Raw genomic sequence first — 19,867 nt, 5'->3', positions numbered from 1 at the left:
TAACTTATTAGCTATCGATTGATGGTTAAAAAAAACTCTCATTTTTCGTCACGTAAAAAAAACCTTTTCTATAAAAGGAAAAGGTTTTTTACAATGGATAATAATTTATCCTTACTTATTTGTTTTTAACTTTTCAAGTTCTAATAAGAATTTATCGTTAAGTACTTTAATATAAGTACCTTTCATTCCTAATGAACGAGACTCAATAACACCAGCACTTTCTAATTTACGTAATGCGTTAACAATTACAGATCTTGTAATTCCAACTCGGTCTGCAATTTTAGAAGCGACTAGCAAGCCTTCACTTCCGTTTAATTCTTCAAAAATATGCTCAATAGCTTCTAATTCACTATAGGATAGTGAACTGATTGCCATTTGAACAACCGCTTTACTTCTTGCTTCTTCTTCAATTTCTTCTGCTTTTTCTCGAAGAATTTCCATTCCAACAACAGTAGCACCATATTCAGCAAGAATCAAATCATCATCGTGGAATTGTTCTTGTAATCTTGCAAGAATTAATGTTCCTAATCTTTCTCCTCCACCAATAATTGGTACGATAGTTGTTAACCCTTTTGCAAATAATTCTTTATTTTCAACTGGGAAAGCAGTATATTCACTTTCAATTTCTAAATTACTAGAAGTTGTTTGAATATTAAACAAGCTATTTGTGTATTCCTCAGGGAATTGACGATCTTCAAGCATTTTTTTCATACGATCATTTTCAATTTGCTGGTTAACTGCAAAACCTAATAATTTTCCTCTTCTGCTAACAACAAAGATATTTGCTTCGATAACATCGCTTAAAGTTTCAGACATTTCTTTGAAATTAACTGGTTTTCCAGCAGCTCTTTGTAACATTGCGTTTATTTTTCTCGTTTTTGTTAATAAATCCATTTTTTATTCCTCCTGTTAACTAAAACCAACACTTGAAATAAATCTATGTCTACTTATACCTTTCAATGCAGGAGTTTAAATTCCAATTGGCTTTCATTAGAGTATAAATTGACTTAAATCCTTATTTCTTGAGATGGCTCCTAACTTCTCCTCCACATACTTTGGAGTAATCGTTATTTTTTCCATTGTTATTTCTGGTGCTTCGAAAGAAAGATCTTCCAATAATTTTTCGAGAATAGTATGCAGTCTTCGCGCACCGATATTGTCTGTATTTTGATTGACTTCATAAGCCACTTCAGCTATCTTACGAATAGCTTCGTCAGAAAATTCAATTTCTATACCTTCTGTATGCAATAATGCTTGATATTGCTTAATCAACGCATTATCTGGTTCCACAAGAATGCGATAAAAATCATCCACTGTTAATTTAGTAAGTTCTACACGAATCGGAAATCTTCCTTGTAGCTCTGGTATTAAATCAGAAGGCTTAGACATATGAAATGCTCCAGCAGCAATAAACAATACATGGTCTGTTTTAACTGATCCATATTTTGTCACAACCGTAGATCCTTCTACTACAGGTAAAATATCTCGCTGCACCCCTTCTCTAGAAACATCCGCTGAAGAGCTGCTGTTTGATTTGCTGGCAATTTTATCAATTTCATCGATAAATATCATTCCCATTTGCTCAGCACGAACGACTGCTTCTTGGGTAACCTCATCCATATCGATTAGTTTTTGAGCTTCCTCGTTCGTTAATATTGTACGTGCTTCCCTAACTGTTAATTTGCGCTTTTTCTTTTTTTTCGGCATAAAACTACTTAAAGCATCCTGCATATTCATACCCATTTGTTCCATACCAGAACCTTGGAGCATGTCAAACATAGAAGGCTGTTGTTCTTCCACTTCTACAGAAACCACTTCATCTTCCAGTTCACCTAGAGCAAGCTTTTCTTTTACTATTTTTCTCTTTTCTGATTTACTAGTTTCTTCTACAGTCGGCTCATCTTCCTCTGTGTCTGCCCCACCGCCGCCAAAAAGCATTTCCAGAGGATTTTTATAACTGGATGATTTCTTTGCAGCAGACGGAACTAACAATTCAACGAGACGATTATTTGCCGCAACTTCCGCTCTTTCTCTTACTTGAAACATCTTCTCTTCCTTTACTAAGCGTACAGATGTTTCGACAAGATCACGAACCATTGATTCTACATCGCGGCCAACATATCCTACCTCTGTGAATTTAGTAGCTTCTACCTTAACAAATGGCGCATTAACAATTTTCGCAATTCTTCTAGCTATTTCTGTTTTTCCGACACCAGTAGGACCAATCATCAAAATATTTTTCGGACTAATCTCATCTCTTAGCTTTTCATCAAGAAGGCTTCTGCGAAAACGGTTTCTTAATGCAACAGCCACCGCTTTTTTTGCATCTTTTTGTCCGACTATATATTGATCAAGTCGTTCTACAATTTGCCGAGGTGTTAAACTAGCACTTTTTTGCATATTAAAAATCCTCCCCTATAATTCTTCTACGATGATATTATTATTTGTATAGACACAAATCTCACCAGCAATCTCTAGAGCTGCTTTAGCGATATCGTATGCAGAAAGATTATCTCCTGAGTAAGTTTTTAGTGCTCTGCCAGCTGCTAAAGCATAGTTTCCGCCAGATCCAATTGCAAGTATACCATCATCTGGTTCAATTACTTCTCCTGTTCCAGATACCAATAATAGATCCGTTTCATTCATTACGATCAGCATCGCTTCAAGTTTTCTAAGAACTTTATCACTGCGCCACAGCTTCGCAAGCTCTACTGAAGCGCGCTGTAGGTTCCCATTATACTCATCTAATTTCCCTTCAAATAGTTCAAAAAGAGTAAAGGCATCCGCAACTGATCCCGCAAATCCTGCAATTACTTTCCCGTTAAAAAGCTTTCTAACCTTACGGGCTGTATGTTTCATCACAACAGCATTTCCAAGTGTGACTTGCCCATCACCGGACATTGCTGATTTCCCTTTATGTTTAACTGCAAAAATAGTTGTTGCATGAAATTGTGGCATTTCAGACATGTTACTTCCTCCTTCTACCAATTGACTATGCCCTAGGATGATAAGACATATACGTCTTTTTTAGATACTCATTTGTGACATGTGTATATATTTGTGTTGATGTTAAAAATGCATGACCTAATAATTCCTGAACCGTTCTCATATCTGCACCATTTGCCAGTAAATGTGTGGCAAATGAATGTCTCAATTTATGGGGATGAATTTTTCCTTGTGAGGATGAAGTATTCATCATTTTATTTAAGATATCACGAACTCCGTTATCTGTTAACATTCCTCCGCGATAATTAACAAACAGATAAGAATGATCTGTTGAATTTTTCATCAACTGATTCCTACCCGCTTTTATGTACGCTTCAAGAGCATTATGAGCAAAACTACCAAACGGAACATATCTTTCCTTCTGGCCCTTCCCCCTAACTAACACAGTAGAGACACTGAAATCAATATCGCTCAACTGAATTTTTGTACATTCACCAACACGGATGCCGGTTGCATACAATAATTCCAGCAATGCTTTATTTCTTAGTCCTAGGGGCGTGTTCGTATCACATGATAAAAAGAGTTGCTGCAATTCTTCCTCGTAGAAAAAATCAGGTAATCTCTTTTCTAGCTTTGGGATCGATACAGCAGAAAATGGGTTATTTTCTACTATTTTTTCCCTAAGCAAAAAACGATAAAAACTTCTCAAACTAGAGATTTTCCGAGCAATTGTTTTTCTTGCTAATTGCTTTGAAAACAGCTCTGTTAAGTATATTCTTACATCAGATGGACTTACGTCTTCTAACTTGTCTATTACTTGATCTTTCATAAAGTGAAAGAATTGGTTAATATCTTGTGTATAAAATTCTATTGTATATGGTGAGTAATTTTTTTCAATCTGCAAATAGGCAATAAATGCGTGAACATGATTGTTTAATTCCTGTTTCATAACCTCACCTCACAATGGCTTCATCATATTATCATACTTTTTAGCTACAATCAATCAATTTACATATTTTTCACAAAGTTCCGAATTGTTCGCATCATTTCTTTCACAACCTATTGTTTCTACACTCTTCCCTTTTGAGATTAAGATAATCCTAAATGATTATGGAACTTTCCTTCTAGAGTATATCGCTTTAAACACAGAAGAATTAGAATCAGCTACAAATGTAAAAAAATTGTCATTTTTTATTTCTGCTAAAATGTATGGATGATGTTCACTCATAGCATTTTACTATACGATTGAAAGAATGAAAAGTTTCTACTTTAAGCGAATTAATAATTTTTTCGCAAAATATCTATTTTTCTTCCATTATATATCTAATTTAGGGGATACTTGAAAAAGAATACTTGGGCAGTAACGTGACAAGAGAGTGAGCTTTTGCTCACCCTCAAATAAATTTATTTATTCTAGCTATTTTAACTTTGTGGTTCTTCTTTATAGTCGCAGTTTACGCACTGTACTTGAACACCTTTTTTTAATTTTTTCTCCACTAACATATTTTCACATTTTGGACATGGTCTTTGTAGTGGTTTATCCCATGAAATGAAGTCACATTCTGGGAATCGATCACAGCCATAAAAAATTCTGCGTTTTTTACTTTTTCTTTCAATTATATTCCCTTCATGACACTTCGGACATTTCACACCAATATCCTTGACGATTGCTTTCGTATTTCTGCATTCTGGAAAATTACTACATGCCATAAATTTTCCATAACGTCCCATTTTAAATACCATCGGATGACCACATTCTTCGCAGTCCTCTCCAGCTGGCTCATCTTTGATTTCAATAGTTTGCATCTCTTGTTCTGCAACTTCAAGTCTTTTCTCAAACGTTTTATAAAAATCGTCGATAACCTTTACCCAATTGACCTTGCCCGCCTCAATATTATCCAAGTCTTGTTCCATATTGGCTGTAAACTCAATATTTAATATTTCTGGGAAAAATTCTAAAATTAACTCTAAAACAATTTCCCCAAGCTCCGTTGGAATAAATCGTTTGTTATCAAGAGCCACATAACCTCTTTTTTGAATTGTATCTAAAGTTGGTGCGAATGTAGATGGTCTTCCTATCCCCAATTCCTCTAGTGTTCTAACTAATCTTGCTTCTGTATAACGTGGAGGCGGCTGAGTGAAATGCTGTTTTGTATCAATATCCTTATTTAAGACAACATCTCCTTCTTTTAAATCTGGGAGCTGTCGATCTTTCTCATCAACGTTGTCATCTGTGCCCTCCACATATACCTTCATAAAACCTGGGAACTTAATTTTTGAACCATTAGCACGAAAAAGGACGTTACCATTTGATAAATCCACACTCATCGTATCCATAACAGCTGGCGCCATTTGGCTGGCAATAAATCTTTCCCACACAAGCTTATACAATCTAAATTGATCTCGGGATAAATATTCCTTCATCTTGCTAGGCTCACGACCTATACTAGTTGGACGTACTGCTTCATGGGCATCTTGAACCTTTGGATTTTTCTTCTCTTGTTTCTTCTCTTCACGTGTATACTCTTTGCCATATTGACTGTTTATATAGTCATATGCTTCACTTTGTGCAACCTCTGATATTCTAGTGGAATCCGTTCTCATATAGGTTATCAAACCCACTGTTCCTTCTTTTCCAAGATCTATTCCTTCATATAATTGCTGTGCTAACATCATTGTTTTCTTTGCTCGGAAATTCAATTTGCGGGCAGCTTCCTGTTGTAAAGAAGATGTTGTAAATGGAACAGCAGGATTTCTCTTCCGCTCTTTTTTACTCACTTTGTCGACAGTAAACTTATTATCTTTTAACTGACTAGTAATTTTTTTTACTTCATCTTCTGAATGCAACTCAATTTTTTTTCCTTTTACACCGTAAAAGGATGCTTCGAAATTATTTTTTCCTTTTATAAAACTTCCTTCAATGGACCAGTATTCTTCTGGTACAAATTCTTTAATTTCTTGTTCTCTTTCAATAATGAGACGTACTGCAACTGATTGTACTCTTCCTGCACTAAGCCCTTTTTTTACTTTTTTCCATAATAATGGACTGATATTATAACCCACTAAACGGTCTAAAACTCTTCTAGCCTGCTGAGAATCTACTAAATCCATATTAATCGCACGAGGATGCTTAAATGATTCTTTGATAGCATCTTTTGTTATCTCATTGAAAACAACGCGACAATCTGATTCGATATCAACATTTAAGCTATTTGCCAAATGCCAGGCAATTGCCTCTCCTTCGCGATCCGGGTCAGCTGCTAAATAGATTTTTTTGGCTTTTTTTGCTGCTGTTTTAAGTTCTTTTAATACTGGACCTTTTCCACGGATAGTTATGTACTTCGGCTCAAATTGTTTTTCTATATCAACACCCATTTGGCTTTTAGGCAAATCCCTAATATGCCCCATCGATGCTTTCACTTTATATTTTTTTCCTAAATATCGTTCTATTGTCTTTGCTTTAGCTGGTGACTCAACGATTACTAAAAAATCTGACATCAACTGTCCTCCTTAAGAGGGATTTAAATATTCACTATTATTGTATACTATGTTTTGATTTGTCAAACATTCCGATAACTAGCAAACGTTTTCACTCTCTTTATTTACATAATTTTATCTTTGAAATATCTATACGTTGCAAAATGTATAACAAAATGATAAAAATAGCAACACTTTTTTTGAATTTTCATGAAAAACTCCAAATTTATGGAAACAACTTTTCTTGCTCATTGGTTTGGAATAGCGTTTTTACTTTCTTAACTGCAGCTAAATCCCCTCCGTTGAATTCTCATTAGCAGAGATGTTAGTCACACTGACCGAACTAAAAAAAGATAATTCCTTAAATAATTTGCTGCTTATAGCGTATCACTTTCCTTTTGTATTGCAAACTATTTTCATTTTACTATCTGTGAAAATGATTATTTTATTTAATAAATTTGTCTGCAAAGCTATTTCTAGTTTACTTTTTCCTACTTCGATAAATGCTTCCATTCTTCTAGTATATCTTTTGCTTCAAGCACCGGCTTTGCTCCTTGTTGAATTAATTCATTTGGACCGTCTGAATAAGGACTAAATATATTGCCAGGAACAGCAAATACATCCCGCCCTTCATTTACAGCGAAATTAGCAGTTATTAAGGAGCCGCTTTTTTTCTTTGCTTCTACGACAAGTGTTCCATTGCTTAAACCGCTTATAATTCGATTTCTCATTGGAAATTGCCATTTTAGAGGCTTAGTTAACGGAGGATATTCGGAGATGACTAAATGATGTTTCATCATTTCTCCTGCTAACTCTATGCTTTCTTTTGGATAGATATGAAAAATACCTCCAGCAATAACACCGATGGTTTTGCCGCCATTTTCGATTGCCAGCTTATGGGCAATCGAATCAACCCCATGTGCAAGTCCACTTACTATGGTGATTTTCTCCTCTACTAGTTCTTTCATCAACCTTGTTATTACTTTGGTACTATAATTGGTAGCTAAGCGCGAACCTACAATTGCAAGCTTTCTCTTCGATTGCAGCAGTTCAAGATCTCCTTTTGCATAAAGAACCCAAGGTGGTTGATATATTTCTTTTAAAAACGGCGGATATAACGGATCAAAAAATGTAATTGGATGAATTTGATTAAACCAATATTGGTTTAATTGTTCTTCTACATGATGAGAATGGATTGTTTCTACTATTTCCTTTTCCATAGTAGGTGACAACGAGGATATAAAGGAAGGGATTTTCTCCAACTGAAGAGTGGGATCTTCTTTTAGAAGACGATCGATCATTTTCCAGCTGATTCCTTGACAATGATGTAATTTCACTAATAATTTATTTATTATTTCCATCTTTTCTTCCTTTCGCTTTCTACTTTTCACAAAGAAATCAGCTAAAAATACAAAAGAAAGAGAAACATAAATTAAATAAGGATTATCTTCCTTCATTATAATTAGTTTTTCTGAAAATTCCTAGTATTGAGGTACTGTTTCTATTGTAAATTAATAGATTAGCTACATATGCCATCCTCTTTAAAAAAATCAAGAAAAAACCTAGCCTTATTTAGTGGAATAAGGCTAGATTAAGCTTTTCTCTATTTTGCTACCACTTCATGTGTCTTACATTTTTCGTATAACGACTGCTCTTTTAACACCTCAATAAGTGTTGCCCCCATATCAGATGGTGTTGGGGCTACTTTAATGCCACATTCCGTTAGAACACTAATTTTCTCATCTGCTGTTCCTTTACCGCCAGAGATTATCGCCCCCGCATGGCCCATACGCTTTCCTGGAGGAGCTGTACGACCGCCGATAAATCCAACAACTGGCTTCGTCATGTTTTCTTTCACCCAGCGGGCTGCTTCTTCTTCAGCCGTCCCACCAATTTCCCCAATCATGATAACTGCATACGTATCTTCATCTTCATTAAATGCTTTTAGTGTATCAATAAAATCTGTTCCATTAACTGGATCTCCACCAATTCCTACAGCTGTTGACTGACCAATCCCAGCTTGAGAAAGCTGATGAACAGCCTCATATGTTAAAGTACCAGAACGAGAAACAACGCCTACATGCCCTTTCTTATGGATATATCCTGGCATAATGCCAATTTTACATTCTTCTGGGGTAATTACACCTGGACAGTTTGGTCCTATTAATCTAGTCTTTTTCCCTTCCAAATAGCGCTTAACTTTCACCATGTCCAGAACAGGAATATGTTCGGTAATACAGATTACTAAGTCTAATTCGGCATCAACCGCTTCTAAAATAGCGTCTGCTGCAAATGGAGCTGGTACATAAATTACGGATGCATTTGCTTCGGTTACATCCACTGCATCTTTAACGGTATTAAATACCGGCACTCCTTCTACCGTTGTACCACCTTTGCCTGGTGTTACCCCGCCAACTATTTTAGTTCCATATTCAAGCATTTGTTTAGTATGAAATAGTGCTGTTGCACCTGTGATTCCTTGGACAAGGACTTTTGTATCTTTATTAATAAAAACACTCATTATGCATTCCCTCCTTGTTCTACTAGGGTTACAATTTTCTCAGCACCATCAGCCATTGATTCTGCTGCGACAATATCTACTCCAGATTCACGAAGAATTTTTTTGCCAAGCTCCACATTTGTTCCTTCCAAGCGAACAACTAATGGTACATGAAGACTAACTTGCTTTGCGGCTTCTACAATTCCAGTCGCAATAACATCACATTTCATGATGCCTCCAAAAATATTGACAAAAATCCCCTTCACATTAGAATCAGATAGAATGATTTTAAATGCTTCCGTTACTTTTTCTGCTGTCGCACCGCCCCCAACATCTAAGAAATTGGCCGGTTCTCCGCCATAATGCTTAACAATATCCATTGTTGCCATAGCAAGTCCAGCACCATTGACCATACAGCCAATATTTCCATTTAAGGCAATATAGCTTAAATCATATTTAGAAGCTTCTAATTCTTTTTCGTTTTCTTCATCTAAATCTCTATAGGCAACAATATCTTTATGTCTATACAATGCATTTGAATCAAAATTTAATTTTGCATCCAATGCAATAATATTTCCATCTTCCGTTAAAACTAAGGGATTAATTTCAGCAATAGAGCAGTCTTTTTCAACAAATACTTTATATAATCCAGTCATAAAGGCAACCGCTTTATTAACTTGCTTGCTCGGAATGTTAATAGAGAAAGCAACTCGACGTGCTTGAAATGGTGTTAAGCCAGTCACTGGATCAATAACTTCTTTTACAATCTTCTCTGGGTACTTTTCTGCAATTTCCTCAATTTCTGTACCGCCTTCTTCAGAAGCCATCAATACGATTCTAGATGTTGCTCGATCCACAACAAAACCTATGTAATATTCCTTCTTGATTCGGCAACCTTCTTCAATTAATAATCGTTTTACAACTTTTCCTTCGGGACCTGTTTGGTGAGTTACTAATGTGCTCCCTAGAATGTCAGAAGCATATGTTTGTACTTCATCTAAGCTTTTGGCAACTTTTACTCCTCCAGCCTTACCGCGACCACCTGCATGAATTTGCGCTTTCACTACCCATACATCACTATTTAATGTTTCTGCAGCTCGCACTGCCTCTTCTACTGTAAAAGCTACTTTTCCTTTTGGTACTGCGACGCCATTTAATTCTAAAATCTCTTTCCCCTGATATTCATGAATATTCAAGCTTCCACACCCCTTATTTTCCCTTTTTGTGTAAAATTGGAGACAACTGCATGATGACTTTCGTGAATGAATAACTTTTCCCATCCATTCATTTGTTTTTTCCAAAACATAAGTATCGTTATCACTGTATTAATATTCTTTTCGAGAGCAAATTACGATTATTTTATGTATTTAGAAAAGACAAAAATATGTTCACGCTTTCATTTTAAAGGAAAAAACCTTTCTTTGTCTATAAAAAAGGCTTTTATCTTTAAATATTTTACAATTAAAAATATTTTTTCTTTCTTATTTTGCTTTTTCCCCCTCTTTTTCCGTTACTTCCTTCTCTAAAGCATAAATAAATGCAAACACTTCTGCCACTGTCATGTATAAATCTTCAGGAATTTGTTCATTTATATTTAATTTACTTAAAAGCTCTACAAGAGAGGGATCTTCTTGAATTGGAATGTTCTCTTTTTTGGCACGTTCCAGAATTTGTTCTGCGATCACGCCTTTGCCTTTTGCAATAACGGTAGGGGAAGCGTGTTTTTGCTGTTCATAAGTTAATGCTATTGCTTCTTTCCTTTTTAAAGAATGGTGTTTATTCATATTTTTATATCCACCCCTCTGTAGGCATTTCCTTTCACTGCTTGTTGGGAACTCCATATGGGTTTGTTTTCTTTTGACAAGTCTTTCACATGAATAGACAGTAAGGTATAATCTAATTCCCGTAGTTTTTCTTTTAAGGGCTCCTCTGCCTGTTTAATTAAGGGCATTATTTTTGTTGACTGATCATTTAATATAATCATGTTCATGATTCTATTTTGAATATGGATATCAATAACTGTATCTTTTAAATTAGCCAGTTCTAAGTAAAAAAGAATGCGACAATAATTACTATCGACTTTTCCATCTGCTGTTTTTCTGCCATTATATTGCATTGTCACATCCACTTGTTGATTAAAAAAACGAAGAGGAATTTCTGTTATCATTTGCATCATTGGACCTGTTTGCTGACTGATAAGCTGATACCCTGTCACTTTATCAATTAATTGACCTGCAGTTTCTTTCACAACATCAGGGATATCTTTTCCCATCAATCCTAGCAGCAATGGTTTTAATATTTCTTTAGTTGTTTGCTCCTCTATTTGCGTATGCTGTAACAATCCCGCTTCAAACGAATAGCCCATTTTATGCAGAACAGCTTTTAGTGAAGCAACGATATTATCTTGAGCAACCTTTCCACTCTCACTAATCCCCGAAAGAACATCCGCTACCTTTGGTTCTTTAATATGATAGGTAGACAACTGCTGCTGAAGTTCATTTAGCAGCACACTAACTCCTTTATTGGATTGCAAGGCGGAAATACTTGCAAATACTTCCTTTGTTAGAGGGAGCTCTCTTTCCATCATAAGACCGATAGTAGCAAGCTCCTGTTTCCCTATTGTTTTTGGCAGCCATTCACCTATAGATTTTATCGCTTCTTTCGAAATTGGTAGATTATTAGATAGTAAAAAATGAAGAAGCAGTTTATTTTCTTTCGTATCGGTAAGATGCAGCTGCTGAAGTAATCCATTGATATTCCCCTTTGCAGCTGGAACTTCTGATGACTGCGGCAATACTTTTAGAACTGGTTTATTATCTGTAATGGAAACTTGAAACCAATAACTTTTATCAAGAGTTAACGGAATCGTTAGGTTTGCAAGCATTTTTTGTGAGCCTATTTGTACCTCTGCCATTTGTTGAGGAAAAAGTTTCGTTAATTTCCCATAAACTAGTTGTCCATCTCGTAATTCCAGACTTTTATTACTCATGAGGTTTTCTTGAAATAAAGTTTGGACAATATGGTTCACATTCATCTTTCTCTTCCTCCTTCCTTACAGATTCAGCTTAGTTATTTTCTACCATCTCTTTCACAGGGGAAAAACTTTTACGATGATGAATGGTAATTCCGTACTCTTTAAGAGCAGCTAAATGTTCCTGTGTCCCATAGCCCATGTTTGTCGCAAAATGGTATTCTGGATATTCTTGATGCAGCTCTTTCATCATATGATCTCTTGTCACTTTTGCTATTATACTTGCTGCAGCAATAGAGACACTTTTACTGTCTCCTTTAATAAGAGATTGACTTGGATATGGTGTCGTTAATTTCATTGCGTCAATTAGTAAGTAGTCTGGCGTTTGTGAAAGTTCATTAATTGCTAGAAGCATCCCTTTTTTTGTTGCTTGATAAATATTTATACGATCAATTTCAGCAGGTGAAATAATTCCCACGCCAATGGCAATTGCTTCTTTTTGGATTACCTCGTAAAATAATTCTCTTTTTTTCTCAGATAATTTTTTTGAGTCATCGATACCTGGTAAATAGAAATCTTCTGGCAGGATGACAGCTGCTGTAACAACAGGCCCTGCAAGCGGTCCTCTGCCAACCTCATCGATTCCTGCTATATATGTATAACCTTGCTTTCTGATAATTTGTTCATAGTGGTTCATCGATAGAAAGTGATGATGGAGCTTTTCTTCCTTCTCTATCCGCTTCTTCCACGCTTCTAAAAGCTTCTGAGCCCCTTTCCTCTCGTCCTTTTCTAATTCAAGGATAAATGGGTCATTTACTTCCCTTATTGCTTCTAGCGCCTCTTTGATATCTTTCATTGTTGCTAATTTCATTGTTTACACCTCAGTAGTTATATCGGTTCAATCGCTTCCTTTTTTATAGCCCCGATCACATTCCCTTCCAAGAGACCGGTCCTATAAATGGTCCTATTATTCCGTGTGGGATGCTTCATATCATTTCTTATCTCCCATATGATTCAAAGCGCTGGACCTAATCATTTATAGGTAAATATATTACATAAAAAAGAGAAGTGTCTGTTTTTAGCCACTTCTCCTTGCAGTTTTTCCCTTACATTTCGTCTGCTCTTTCAAAAGTTAGCGGACCAAACTTTTCACCTCTAATGTCACGAATAATTAGTTCCGTTACTTTATCATAGTTAACGATACCGCCACCCGACAGAGCTCCTCTTATCTCACCGATACGATCAAACAGCTCTACTGTATCTTCTGGAATTATTTCTAATTGGTACCTTTCTTTTAAACGTTGCGGATACTCTTTTTCCAAAAAACGAAGTCCGAATATGGCAATGTCCTGCAAATTCAAAATTGTATCCTTTATCGCACCTGTTAATGCAAGCTTTAAGCCTACTTCCTGATCTTCAAATTTCGGCCATAGTATTCCTGGTGTATCTAATAACTCCAGTTCTTTCCCTACTTTAATCCATTGCTGCGCTTTCGTCACACCAGGTGTATTCCCCGTTTTGGCAATGTTTTTCTTTGCCAACCGATTAATTAAAGTAGATTTACCTGCATTAGGAATTCCAACAATCATCGCTCGAATCGCTCGAGGTCTAATCCCTTTCGCTTTCATCCGATCAAATTTTTCTGCTAGTACTTCTTTTGCTAAAGCAGTAATTTCTTTCATTCCAACACCTGCTTGAGAGTTAATCGCAAGTGCTCTTATTCCTTGACTTTGAAAATAACGAATCCATTCTTTCGTTCGTTCTTTATCTGCCATATCTGCTTTATTTAACAAAACAATTCTTGGCTTATGCTGGATAATTTCATCAATCATTGGATTTCGTGAAGATTGCGGAATTCTCGCATCCACTAATTCAAAAATAATATCAACTAGCTTTAATTTTTCCGTTACTTGCCTTCTGGCTTTTGCCATATGCCCTGGAAACCATTGTATAGTCATGCATGCACCTCTATTTCTCCCACTAACATTATTCTACTATTTTCCAATCAGCTATTGGCCAATATACCACACTTGTAGTACCAATAATTTTATCAAAGCCAATTGTACCGATATGACGACTGTCTTTACTATTGCGACGGTTATCTCCCATCACAAATAATTCTCCTTTTGGCACAGTTGCTGTAAAGTCTTCTGTTAGAGGGCCTATTACGCCTTCTTTATTATGTTCTAAATAAGGTTCTTCATAAGCTTGTCCGTTCACATATAAAACATCATCGCGATATTCAATTGTATCTCCGGGTAGACCAATTACTCTTTTTATATAGTCCTTACCTTCTGGAGCGTGGAACACAACAATATCAAAACGCTTCGGTTCACTTACTTTGTAATTTATCTTATTGACAATCATTCGATCTTGATCTAGCAATGTAGACTGCATGGACTCACCATCAACTACAATTGGAGCAAATAAAAAATAGCGAATAACAACAGCAAGTAAAACAGCAATTATTAATGCTTTACTCCATTCCCAAATTTCATTTTTCTTCTTCTTTTCAGTTGCCATACCTTTCACCAATCCTTAACTGAACAATATAGGTATTTTTTTATGTATGGTTAAAAGTTCTCTCTACCATGATAATATTTTAGCGGAATTTCCGGATGAAGTAAAATTGGAAAGATTGCAGTTGGACTTTTGTTCCAGATTACTCCAATTATTCGCATATAGATTAGAAATAGATTTGCTAAGTTGTGATTCCATTTAAAGACCACTTCAGTTTCCTTTCTCAGCATCCCCCTCATTTTTGGATGAATTATAGGACTATTATTTCTAATATGCGAGTTTTCTATAAGCAGCATTTAAGGATATAAAAAAGAGCTTGTTACAAGAACAGGCTCTTTTTTGGTAACAATTATCGAATTTCTTTAATACGAGCTTTTTTACCACGCAGGTTACGTAGGTAGTAAAGTTTCGCACGGCGTACTTTACCGCGACGGATAACTTCTAGCTTCGCAATTTTAGGTGTGTGAACAGGGAATGTACGCTCAACGCCAACTCCGTAAGAAACTTTACGTACTGTAAAAGTTTCGCTGATTCCACCACCACGACGCTTAATTACAACACCTTCAAATAACTGAATACGCTCACGAGTACCCTCAACAACTTTCACGTGTACACGTACAGTGTCACCAGGACGGAACGCAGGAAGATCAGAACGAAGTTGTTCTTTTGTAATTTCTTCTATTAATTTTTGCATCGTTTTCAACTCCTTCCAACAGACGCTCTTGCACTCATAGATAGAGACCACTTGCAGCGGAACATCGTTATAAGACCCTTCACAGAAATTCATCTGTTTAAGTCACAAGTGTTATCTTAACATAAAAGGAGCATAACAGCAATATTTTTTCTGAAAATAATAGTATTACCTTGCTCCTTAATAGATTCCTTCATCAAATCTTCAACAATTCCATCCCCCATTAGCTTGGATGATGCTGATTTGTTAGCTCTTTTACCAACTTTTTCTGCTTCTCAGTCAGCGGATAATTTTCGAGTAAATCTGGTCGTCTTTCAATCGTTCTTCGGAAGGATTCCCTTTCTCTCCATTCATCAATATGTGCATGATTTCCAGAAAGCAGCGTGTCTGGTACCTTCATTCCTCGGAAATCGGCTGGACGAGTGTAATGAGGATGCTCCAACAAACCAGTGCTAAAAGAGTCATTAACATGGGATGCTTCTTTTCCAAGCACGCCTGGTAATAAACGTACTACACTATCAATAACGACCATAGCCCCTAATTCGCCGCCTGTAAGGACATAATCACCAATGGAGATTTCATCTGTCACTAAATGTTCTCTAATTCTCTCATCATAGCCTTCATAATGTCCGCAAATGAAAATCAAATGCTCTTCTTGTGCTAATTCCTCTGCTTTTGCTTGACTGTATCTTTCGCCTTGAGGGCACATCAAGATGACACGAGGCTTTCTGTTATCTTTTGGTTTTAGAGCGTCCACAGCGTCAAATATAGGCTGTGGCTTCAACACCATTCCCGCACCTCCTCCATATGGATAATCATCAACGGTTTGATGTTTATTATCGGCATAATCGCGAAAATTGACGATCTTATAAGCTACTTTTTCCGCTTCTTGTGCTTTTTTTAAAATGGAGCTATGAAGGACGCCTTCAAACATCTCAGGAAATAAAGTCAATACGTCAATTTTCATTAAGACAACAGCCCTTCCATCGGCTCTATGACAACTACTTTTTCTTCTACATCTACTTTCATGACTACCTCTTCAATATAAGGAATTAAAATTTCACTCTTATCTTTACCCTTTACCACCCAAACATCATTTGCACCTGGTGTTAAAATTTCTGTGATTTCTCCAAGTTCTTCTCCTTTAACTGTCACTACTTTACAGCCAATAATTTCATGGAAGTAATATTCATTCTCCGCAAGCTCACCTAAAAAACTCTCTGGAACCTTCAGGAGACCACCCTTCATAAATTCTACATCATTTACATTATCATAGCCTTCAAATGTAAGTAGATTGAAGTTCTTATGCTCACGATGACTTTTAATTTTCAGTTCTAGGGGATTTGCTTTATCGTTTTGAAAAAAATAAATGGTGTTTCCAATTTTATATCGTTCTTCTGGAAAATCAGTACGAGAAATGACGCGGATTTCTCCTCTTATCCCATGGGTATTTACAACTTTTCCAACATTAAACCATTTTTCCATTACCTTCACCTCTATCGAATGTCAACCACTATTCCATCTTTGACAACAATCGTCTTCTTAGTACTTTCCCAAGCCTGTCCCACTTGAACATCAACAAGTCCCATTACTTCCTGTTCTTTAATCTCTGTCCCTAACGGTAGTATATGTAATTGCTTTAATTGAAACTCTATCGTTTTTTGTTTCTCTAATTTATTTGTAACTTCCTTACGAAAAAAAGTTTTTATTTCCGAAATAGAAGGATTATTTTTCAATTGTTTTCTTTCTTCAAATTGAAGCTGCTGTATTTCTTTTTCTAACTGCTGTATTTCTTGCCTATATCGATCGGAAATCGACTTTTTGGTAGTTTCGGTTAATACTTGTTTTACTGTTACAGACTGAAGAATCTTCATTCACTTCCTCCTAACAGATGACAACTTTAGTCCTTACTACTAACAAAGTAACACAGATTACTGTTTTCGTCTAAAAACAAAGGGGGGAATCAATTTTCCGAACGTAATTACAACTATTTTTCAGAAAAGCTGCCGTTTGTTTCTGCCTTTTAGGGTAATGAAGTTATATTAGCTATTTATAGTGCGATCATCAGCCCAAAATCTCGATTTATCAGCCAATCCTGCTTTCTTATCAGCCAAATTTCCGATTTATCAGCCAAACACGCTCTCTTTTCAGCCAAATTTCCATTTTATCAGCCAAAGCTACTATTTCCCCTAAAAAATAAAGGAAGGAGGGTTCCCCCTCCTTCCTTTTCATTTAATCTCTAATATCAACAATAATTTTCTTTTGTTGTAATGATCCTGCTGCATAAACAATCGTTCGAATTGCTCTAGCAACTCGCCCTTGCTTCCCTATTACCTTTCCAATGTCATTCTCGTTGACAGAAAGCAAGTAAGTGATACGATTATCCTCTTCTGTTACAGTTACAGCAACTTCCTCTGGAAAATCAACAAGGGGCTTAACAATCGTTTCTATAAGCTCTTTCATTGCATCAAATATTATTTACCGTTTTTGATATTGTGGAATTTCTCCATAATACCTTGGTTAGAGAATAGGTTACGTACTGTATCAGATGGTTTTGCACCATTTTGTAACCATTGTAGAGCTTTATCTTCGTTGATTTCCACGATAGCAGGGTTTGCTACTGGATTGTAAGTTCCTACTGTTTCAATGAAACGTCCATCACGTGGTGAACGAGAATCTGCTACTACGATACGATAAAAAGGAGATTTTTTTGCTCCCATTCTTTTTAAACGAATTTTTACTGCCATTTAATATTGCACCTCCGAATAGTTTCACACAAGATAGTATATTATCAGATACTCCAACACTTTGTAAAGTGTTTTTTCTTGTCAGTGTTAAAAATCTTTATTTAAGCCCTCTCACAGGCAGTCTCCGCGCCATTCCAATGGACAAACAGATCCTCTTTTTTACAAATAATCGCTGTTAAAAAGGGTTAAATGGTAATTTAAATTTACCTTTTTTCTTGCCTTTTTGACCCATATTGGTCATTTGCTTCATCATTTTTTTCATATCATCAAACTGTTTTAAAAGTCGATTTACTTCTGGAACCGTTCTTCCGCTTCCTTTCGCAATACGCTTTCTTCTGCCAGAATTGATAATTTCAGGATGCTCTTTTTCTTGCTTTGTCATGGACTTAATGATTGCCTCAACATGGGCAATTTGCTTTTCATCCACCTTCATATTATTTAAGCCTTTGATTTTGTTCGCACCTGGCATCATTTTTAATAATTCGTCCAGCGGCCCCATACTTCTAACTTGGCTTAAGGAATCAAGAAAATCATCAAAGGTAAATGAATCAGACTTCATTTTCTTTTCTAACTCTCTTGCTTTTTCTTCATCTACATTAATTTGTGCTTTTTCGATTAAGCTTAGGACATCGCCCATTCCTAAGATTCTGGAAGCCATTCTCTCAGGGTGAAACGCTTCAAGCGCATCCATTTTTTCTCCCAAACCAACAAATTTAATTGGTGTATTTGTAACAGAACGAATAGAAAGTGCTGCTCCCCCGCGTGTATCCCCATCAAGTTTTGTTAAAACAACTCCCGTTAATCCTAACTGCTCGTTAAAACTGCCAGCTACGTTAACAGCATCCTGCCCTGTCATTGCATCGACAACGAGTAATATTTCTTCTGGGTTTGCAAGTTCTTTGATCTGCTTTAATTCATCCATTAGTGCTTCGTCTACATGAAGGCGACCAGCTGTATCAATTAAAACATAATCATGATGATCTTCTTTTGCTTTTTCAATTGCTTGTTTTGCAATTTCAACTGGACTAACTTGATCTCCTAGTGAAAATACCGGAAAATCAAGCTGCTTTCCTAAAGTTTGCAATTGCTTAATCGCAGCAGGACGATAAATATCTGCAGCTACCAATAACGGATTACGATTATGTTTTTTACGCAATAAATTCGCAAGCTTACCAGTAGTTGTTGTTTTACCTGCCCCTTGTAGTCCGACCATCATAACAACAGTTGGAGGGCGCTTACTAACGCCAATTTTACTTTCTTCTCCACCCATTAATTCAGTAAGTTCTTCTTTTACTACTTTAATAACTTGTTGTCCAGGAGTTAAGCTTTTTAGCACTTCCTGTCCAACTGCACGCTCACTTACTTTTTTGACAAAGTCTTTTACCACTTTAAAGTTAACGTCCGCTTCAAGGAGTGCAAGACGAACTTCACGCATCATTTCTTTAACATCCGCTTCATTTACTTTCCCTTTTCCGCGGATTTTTTGCATCGTGTTCTGCAGTCGGTCAGCTAAACCTTCAAATGCCATACGTCAGCCTCCTTAATCTAATTTCTCTAGTTCCTCTACTGCTTCTCGCAACGCAGATATAGATAAGGTATCATGTTCTAGCATTTTTTTCATCTTTTCAAAAAGAACTTGACGTTCCTGAAATTTCTGAAGTAACACTAACTTATTCTCATATTCTTCTAGCATTGCTTCCGTACGTTTAATGTTGTCATACACCGCTTGCCGGCTTACATTGTACTCCGCAGCAATCTCCCCAAGAGAGTAATCATCCAAATAGTAAAGAGACATATAGCTTCGTTGCTTCGGTGTTAACAACGACTGATAGAAATCAAATAAATAATTCATTCTCGTTGTTTTCTCAAGCATCGAATAATACCCCCGTGTTAAGTCAAAAGCCTTTACATCGACTATTTTACACACCCCCAAAAAAGATGTCAAGAAAATATCTTTACAAATCGAAAAGCGGAAGCGCCTTGGTTATCGTTGTACAAACTGGTAAGTGTCTTAC

The 19,867-nt window shown here is 36.2% G+C and carries 21 protein-coding genes; all 21 read right to left on the bottom strand.

Going from position 1 to position 19,867, the window contains the following annotated elements; genetic code table 11:
• Positions 1-111: 111 nt before the first annotated feature.
• The 21 genes from codY to NSQ89_RS06725 all read right to left on the bottom strand — a co-directional run bounded on the left by codY (position 112) and on the right by NSQ89_RS06725 (position 19,725).
• Complete coding sequence (gene codY, locus NSQ89_RS06825; RefSeq protein WP_047939996.1) at positions 112-894, bottom strand: GTP-sensing pleiotropic transcriptional regulator CodY; 783 nt, start codon at positions 892-894, stop codon at positions 112-114.
• Positions 895-990: 96 nt separating this feature from the next.
• On the bottom strand, positions 991-2,400 hold the full coding sequence (gene hslU, locus NSQ89_RS06820; RefSeq protein ID WP_047939995.1) for an HslU--HslV peptidase ATPase subunit: 1,410 nt from the start codon (positions 2,398-2,400) through the stop codon (positions 991-993).
• A 15-nt stretch (positions 2,401-2,415) separates the two neighbouring features.
• Positions 2,416-2,958, bottom strand: coding sequence for an ATP-dependent protease subunit HslV (hslV, locus tag NSQ89_RS06815; RefSeq protein WP_016201113.1), 543 nt, complete (start codon positions 2,956-2,958; stop codon positions 2,416-2,418).
• A gap of 34 nt (positions 2,959-2,992) precedes the next feature.
• Entirely contained in the window at positions 2,993-3,895 is a 903-nt protein-coding gene (xerC, locus tag NSQ89_RS06810) for a tyrosine recombinase XerC (protein ID WP_047939994.1), read from the bottom strand.
• A 473-nt stretch (positions 3,896-4,368) separates the two neighbouring features.
• On the bottom strand, positions 4,369-6,444 hold the full coding sequence (gene topA / locus NSQ89_RS06805) for a type I DNA topoisomerase (protein ID WP_328283422.1): 2,076 nt from the start codon (positions 6,442-6,444) through the stop codon (positions 4,369-4,371).
• A 470-nt stretch (positions 6,445-6,914) separates the two neighbouring features.
• Positions 6,915-7,784 (bottom strand): DNA-processing protein DprA, encoded by an 870-nt coding sequence (dprA, locus tag NSQ89_RS06800; protein WP_061796859.1) that lies wholly within the window; start codon positions 7,782-7,784, stop codon positions 6,915-6,917.
• Between the two features lie 242 nt (positions 7,785-8,026).
• A complete protein-coding gene (gene sucD, locus NSQ89_RS06795; protein ID WP_047939992.1) occupies positions 8,027-8,944 on the bottom strand; it encodes a succinate--CoA ligase subunit alpha in 918 nt (305 codons plus the stop codon).
• Positions 8,944-10,119, bottom strand: a complete 1,176-nt coding sequence (gene sucC, locus NSQ89_RS06790) for an ADP-forming succinate--CoA ligase subunit beta (RefSeq protein ID WP_047939991.1) — start codon at positions 10,117-10,119, stop codon at positions 8,944-8,946. Before sucC ends, sucD begins: the two co-directional genes overlap by 1 nt.
• Before the next feature lie 285 nt (positions 10,120-10,404).
• Positions 10,405-10,707, bottom strand: a complete 303-nt coding sequence (locus NSQ89_RS06785) for an EscU/YscU/HrcU family type III secretion system export apparatus switch protein (protein WP_061796708.1) — start codon at positions 10,705-10,707, stop codon at positions 10,405-10,407.
• Positions 10,704-11,957 (bottom strand): hypothetical protein, encoded by a 1,254-nt coding sequence (locus tag NSQ89_RS06780; RefSeq protein ID WP_341132393.1) that lies wholly within the window; start codon positions 11,955-11,957, stop codon positions 10,704-10,706. Before NSQ89_RS06780 ends, NSQ89_RS06785 begins: the two co-directional genes overlap by 4 nt.
• 31 nt (positions 11,958-11,988) lie before the next feature.
• Positions 11,989-12,765, bottom strand: a complete 777-nt coding sequence (locus NSQ89_RS06775) for a ribonuclease HII (protein WP_047939988.1) — start codon at positions 12,763-12,765, stop codon at positions 11,989-11,991.
• A gap of 235 nt (positions 12,766-13,000) precedes the next feature.
• The gene (gene ylqF / locus NSQ89_RS06770; protein WP_047939987.1) at positions 13,001-13,852 is read right to left on the bottom strand and encodes a ribosome biogenesis GTPase YlqF; all 852 of its coding nucleotides are present in this window, start codon (positions 13,850-13,852) and stop codon (positions 13,001-13,003) included.
• A gap of 28 nt (positions 13,853-13,880) precedes the next feature.
• Positions 13,881-14,417: a signal peptidase I gene (gene lepB / locus NSQ89_RS06765; RefSeq protein WP_047939986.1), complete on the bottom strand. Its 537-nt coding sequence runs from the start codon at positions 14,415-14,417 to the stop codon at positions 13,881-13,883.
• 346 nt (positions 14,418-14,763) lie between these two features.
• The gene (gene rplS, locus NSQ89_RS06760) at positions 14,764-15,108 is read right to left on the bottom strand and encodes a 50S ribosomal protein L19 (RefSeq protein WP_047939984.1); all 345 of its coding nucleotides are present in this window, start codon (positions 15,106-15,108) and stop codon (positions 14,764-14,766) included.
• 220 nt (positions 15,109-15,328) lie between these two features.
• Positions 15,329-16,072: a tRNA (guanosine(37)-N1)-methyltransferase TrmD gene (gene trmD, locus NSQ89_RS06755; protein WP_047939983.1), complete on the bottom strand. Its 744-nt coding sequence runs from the start codon at positions 16,070-16,072 to the stop codon at positions 15,329-15,331.
• Complete coding sequence (gene rimM, locus NSQ89_RS06750; protein WP_144579777.1) at positions 16,072-16,590, bottom strand: ribosome maturation factor RimM; 519 nt, start codon at positions 16,588-16,590, stop codon at positions 16,072-16,074. The genes trmD and rimM overlap by 1 nt, the downstream gene beginning before the upstream one ends.
• Positions 16,591-16,601: 11 nt before the next feature.
• On the bottom strand, positions 16,602-16,979 hold the full coding sequence (locus NSQ89_RS06745; protein WP_047939981.1) for a YlqD family protein: 378 nt from the start codon (positions 16,977-16,979) through the stop codon (positions 16,602-16,604).
• Between the two features lie 358 nt (positions 16,980-17,337).
• On the bottom strand, positions 17,338-17,568 hold the full coding sequence (locus NSQ89_RS06740) for a KH domain-containing protein (RefSeq protein WP_031534442.1): 231 nt from the start codon (positions 17,566-17,568) through the stop codon (positions 17,338-17,340).
• Positions 17,569-17,579: 11 nt separating this feature from the next.
• A complete protein-coding gene (gene rpsP / locus NSQ89_RS06735) occupies positions 17,580-17,852 on the bottom strand; it encodes a 30S ribosomal protein S16 (RefSeq protein ID WP_016201097.1) in 273 nt (90 codons plus the stop codon).
• Positions 17,853-18,027: 175 nt separating this feature from the next.
• Positions 18,028-19,380, bottom strand: a complete 1,353-nt coding sequence (ffh, locus tag NSQ89_RS06730; RefSeq protein ID WP_047939980.1) for a signal recognition particle protein — start codon at positions 19,378-19,380, stop codon at positions 18,028-18,030.
• A 12-nt stretch (positions 19,381-19,392) separates the two neighbouring features.
• A complete protein-coding gene (locus tag NSQ89_RS06725; protein WP_047939979.1) occupies positions 19,393-19,725 on the bottom strand; it encodes a putative DNA-binding protein in 333 nt (110 codons plus the stop codon).
• Positions 19,726-19,867: the final 142 nt, after the last annotated feature.

Source organism: Niallia sp. FSL R7-0648 (assembly GCF_038007005.1).
GTDB classification, from domain to species: Bacteria; Bacillota; Bacilli; order Bacillales; family Cytobacillaceae; genus Niallia; species Niallia circulans.
Note: the sequence above shows the minus strand (reverse complement) of the source record. Positions and strands in the feature narration are given on the sequence as shown.

Excerpts from the sequence above, each read along its gene's own strand:
- NSQ89_RS06780 (WP_341132393.1), bottom strand. The coding sequence starts at position 11,957 with ATGAATGTGAACCATATTGTCCAAACTTTATTTCAAGAAAACCTCATG.
- codY (WP_047939996.1), bottom strand. The coding sequence starts at position 894 with ATGGATTTATTAACAAAAACGAGAAAAATAAACGCAATGTTACAAAGA.
- hslU (WP_047939995.1), bottom strand. The coding sequence starts at position 2,400 with ATGCAAAAAAGTGCTAGTTTAACACCTCGGCAAATTGTAGAACGACTT.
- ylqF (WP_047939987.1), bottom strand. The coding sequence starts at position 13,852 with ATGACTATACAATGGTTTCCAGGGCATATGGCAAAAGCCAGAAGGCAA.
- sucD (WP_047939992.1), bottom strand. The coding sequence starts at position 8,944 with ATGAGTGTTTTTATTAATAAAGATACAAAAGTCCTTGTCCAAGGAATC.
- rimM (WP_144579777.1), bottom strand. The coding sequence starts at position 16,590 with ATGGAAAAATGGTTTAATGTTGGAAAAGTTGTAAATACCCATGGGATA.
- ffh (WP_047939980.1), bottom strand. The coding sequence starts at position 19,380 with ATGGCATTTGAAGGTTTAGCTGACCGACTGCAGAACACGATGCAAAAA.
- rpsP (WP_016201097.1), bottom strand. The coding sequence starts at position 17,852 with ATGGCAGTAAAAATTCGTTTAAAAAGAATGGGAGCAAAAAAATCTCCT.
- NSQ89_RS06740 (WP_031534442.1), bottom strand. The coding sequence starts at position 17,568 with ATGAAAGAGCTTATAGAAACGATTGTTAAGCCCCTTGTTGATTTTCCA.
- NSQ89_RS06745 (WP_047939981.1), bottom strand. The coding sequence starts at position 16,979 with ATGAAGATTCTTCAGTCTGTAACAGTAAAACAAGTATTAACCGAAACT.
- lepB (WP_047939986.1), bottom strand. The coding sequence starts at position 14,417 with ATGGCAACTGAAAAGAAGAAGAAAAATGAAATTTGGGAATGGAGTAAA.
- NSQ89_RS06775 (WP_047939988.1), bottom strand. The coding sequence starts at position 12,765 with ATGAAATTAGCAACAATGAAAGATATCAAAGAGGCGCTAGAAGCAATA.
- NSQ89_RS06725 (WP_047939979.1), bottom strand. The coding sequence starts at position 19,725 with ATGCTTGAGAAAACAACGAGAATGAATTATTTATTTGATTTCTATCAG.
- topA (WP_328283422.1), bottom strand. The coding sequence starts at position 6,444 with ATGTCAGATTTTTTAGTAATCGTTGAGTCACCAGCTAAAGCAAAGACA.
- dprA (WP_061796859.1), bottom strand. The coding sequence starts at position 7,784 with ATGGAAATAATAAATAAATTATTAGTGAAATTACATCATTGTCAAGGA.
- trmD (WP_047939983.1), bottom strand. The coding sequence starts at position 16,072 with ATGAAAATTGACGTATTGACTTTATTTCCTGAGATGTTTGAAGGCGTC.
- rplS (WP_047939984.1), bottom strand. The coding sequence starts at position 15,108 with ATGCAAAAATTAATAGAAGAAATTACAAAAGAACAACTTCGTTCTGAT.
- xerC (WP_047939994.1), bottom strand. The coding sequence starts at position 3,895 with ATGAAACAGGAATTAAACAATCATGTTCACGCATTTATTGCCTATTTG.
- hslV (WP_016201113.1), bottom strand. The coding sequence starts at position 2,958 with ATGCCACAATTTCATGCAACAACTATTTTTGCAGTTAAACATAAAGGG.
- NSQ89_RS06785 (WP_061796708.1), bottom strand. The coding sequence starts at position 10,707 with ATGAATAAACACCATTCTTTAAAAAGGAAAGAAGCAATAGCATTAACT.